The sequence below is a fragment of the Bradyrhizobium sp. Leo170 genome (assembly GCF_004296405.1).
In the GTDB taxonomy this organism is placed as follows: Bacteria; Pseudomonadota; Alphaproteobacteria; order Rhizobiales; family Xanthobacteraceae; genus Bradyrhizobium.
The window spans coordinates 1-1,983 of record NZ_PSRR01000655.1 but is presented as its reverse complement, the minus strand read 5'-3'; the positions used below and the strand labels follow the sequence as shown (position 1 = coordinate 1,983).

The window sequence follows — 1,983 nt, the reverse complement described above, 5'->3', positions numbered from 1 at the left end:
CGCCGGCACGCCGAGGTCCGGCGGCGGCAGGGTCGATGCGCTGCCATAGTCGCCGCGCATGCGGACATCGCTTGTGCGACCGCCGGCGGCAGCGGCCATCACGGTCTCTTCCTGGCGCTGCGCGCTGGCCCGGCTATTGGTCGCGACGTCGAGCCCGCGGCCGTGCTGGGCCACGATGCGGTTGAGTTCGGCCAGCGCCTCGATCTGGTCGACGATCACCTTGCGCATCTGAGCGGTGTTCTCCGCGGCCTCCTGCGGCATCTCGAGCACGCCGCGGCGCAGCTCGGTGCGGGTTGCCTCGAGCTCGTTGTGCATCTCGGCCGCCATCTGCTTCATCGACTGCACCATCGCGGAGAACTTCTCCGTCGATTCCTTGAACATCGCATCCGTTTCCTGGGTGCTCTGCTGGTACAGGTCGCTCATCGCGTCGAGCGTCTGCTGCCGCTCGTTCTCGGCCGCAGTGCGCACGGCCTCGAACTGCCGGCTGATCGCCGCCGAACCGGCGCCGGCGGTCTCCGCCACCACGCGGGCGATGTCGCGCGCCCGCTCCTCGGCCGCGGCGAGCGATTCATCGAGCAGGCCGGTGAAGCGCGACAGCCGCTGGTCGAGATCGGTGGTGCGCAGGTCGATGGTGGTGACCAGCGATTCCAGCGTCGCCTTGCGTTCGGCGATCGAGCCCGTGGTGTTGCGGTTGCTCTGTTCCACCAATGCGGCGGCTTCGACCAATGCGCGGCCGTGGGTGTCGAACTGGGTCGAGAGCTCGCCGAGGTCCTCCAGCGCCTTCTGGGTCTTGCTGTTGAACACGGTGAGCTGGTCTTCCAGCGTCTGGGTCGCAACGCCGTTGCGCGAGGTGACGTCGTTCATCGCCGAGACGAAGTCGGCGACGCGGGTCACGAGCGCGCGCTCGAGCGAGTTGAGGTTGTCGTGGGCGCCGGTGAGCACCTCCTGCAAGAGGATGTTGCCCTCACGCAGCCGCTCGAACAGCGCGACCGTATCCGTGCGCAGGATCTTGCTTGTCTCCTGCATCTCGGTGACGGCGGCAATCGAGACCTGGCGCGACTGGTCGATCGCCGCGCGCGAGGAGTGTTCGAGGTCCTTCAGCGACTTCGCCACCGCGCCGGTCGCAAGGTCGCCGGCGGAGGTGATGTTGCGCGCGACTTCGGTGCCGTGACTCGCCATCGTCTGCGCGAAGGTATGGCCGCGCATCTCGATCGACTTCAGCGCGTCCGCGGTGGCGCGGTCGATATCGGTGGCGAGCTGCGCGCTCTTGTTGGTGAGCGCTTCCACCAGTGTACCGCGACGGGTATCGACCATGTGTGCCAGCCGCTCGGCCTGCTGCTGCACATAGGTGACGATCTCGTCGGTCTTGCCGGTCATGGTCGAGCCGAACTGGCTGGAGGCGGCGAGCACCGAACGCTCGATGTCGGCGGACGTCGTCTTGACCTTCGAGGAGACCTCGTTGGCGGCGGCGACCAGCGAGCTGTGCGCGTTCTGCGCCGAGGTCTGGATCGTGTCGGTGGTGTTCGCCGTGACGACAGCGAGCGAGCGCTCGATCTGGACCGAGATGGCCTGGATCTGATTTGCCGCATCGGCGGAGGTCGACGTGAACGAGGTCTGCGCCTCGCGCGCGCTGCTCAGGATGGCCGCGGCGGTGTCGGCGCCGACTGCGGTCAGTGTCCGCTCGATATCGATCGCCAGCGACTTGGCGTGGTTGGCTGCCTCCGACGATCCGGTGATCAGTGTGCTCTGAACGTCGCGGGCAGCCGAGGTGATCGACTCCGCGGTAGCAGCGCCAGCCATCGACAGCGAGCGCTGCATGTCAGCGACCAGCGTCGTGACGCTGTTTGCAGCTTCGGTCGATGCGGCAACCAGCGTGTTCTGGGCCTCGCGCGCGCCTGAGGTGACCGACTCCGCGGTGGCCGCGCCGGCCATGGACAGCGAGCGCTGCACGTCAGCGACCAGCGCCTTGACGGTGGTTGCGGC

The 1,983-nt window shown here is 67.8% G+C and carries 1 pseudogene; it reads right to left on the bottom strand.

Annotation, left to right across the window (positions count from 1 at the left end):
- Nucleotides 1–1,983, bottom strand: a pseudogene (locus CWO89_RS43675) (apolipoprotein A-IV repeat region-like domain-containing protein); the annotation flags it as partial.